Annotated in this window: 1 protein-coding gene; it reads left to right on the forward strand. The window is 50.5% G+C overall.

Annotation, left to right across the window (positions count from 1 at the left end):
- The coding region (locus L692_RS0107205) for an IS3 family transposase (protein WP_084463109.1) at positions 1-961 on the forward strand (961 nt) is incomplete at its 5' end.
- Positions 962-1,037 lie beyond the last annotated feature (76 nt).

Here is a 1,037-nt window from a genome sequence, read left to right on the forward strand (position 1 = left end):
CCCCCGCTTATCCGAAAAATTCGAAGTAGCAGACCTATTTATTAAGCGGGGGGAACCGGTGGCATGGGTTCTGCGCATCCTTGGATTATCCGAATCGACGTACTACGACCGTAAAAAACGAGCTACCCGTCCGGCAACAACACGCCAGGCAGAAGGCCAGATGGGTCGTCCGGTACCCGGCTACTCCTTCGCAGTTACGGGAGAGAGGGTCAGCGACGAACAAATCAAGGAGTGGCTGCTTGAGTTCCTCGAAGGCGAAGAGCATGTCTATGGCTACAAGCTACTTGCGCAATGTATTCGTAACCGGTATGGCGTGAAGCTGAATAAGAAGAAAGCGTATCGCTTGTGTAAGGAGCTGGGGATTCTGAAGCAGCCTTATAAGCGCCTCCCTTCACATCCACGCCGGCTTCCTAGAAACCGGGTGGTCACCGGGTCCAACCAGTTGTGGCAAATGGACATTAAGTACGGCTATATCATCGGCCAGGAACGTTTCTTTTTCGTGCTTAGCATCATTGATGTGTTTGATCGGGTCGTGGTCCAGCAGTACAGAGGACCCGTATGTGAGGCCAAACATGCGGTCCAAACGCTATGGCGGGCGCTACAGAGTCGTCTCCAATCCGGAGAAGCCCTGCCTGTGATTCGAACAGACAACGGGCCGCAATTCGTTAGCAAGTTATTTGGAGATACCTGTGAAAGCCTGGATATGATTCACGAACGCATTCCGCCGCGGACACCGAATATGAATGCCTACATTGAATCCTTTCATAGCTTGCTGGAACGCGATCTGTTCAGAACAAGAGAATTCATGAGCTTCGACGAAGCCTATGAGGCCCTTGATCAATACATGGATTTCTACAACAACCGCAAGATGCATGGCAGCTTGAAATTAATGCCTCCTGCGAAGTTCTCCGAATGGGTCAAGACGCTGGAGGACTCCTCGAAATTCCATAAAGCCATGTAATACCTTGAAATAACGAGTTATTTTACGAACGCTTGTTAATTGTAGGGCATGACTCCGGATTTAGGGGGCTTAGCCG

It is taken from the genome of Paenibacillus forsythiae T98, assembly GCF_000520735.1.
Classification (GTDB): Bacteria; Bacillota; Bacilli; order Paenibacillales; family Paenibacillaceae; genus Paenibacillus_AQ; species Paenibacillus_AQ forsythiae.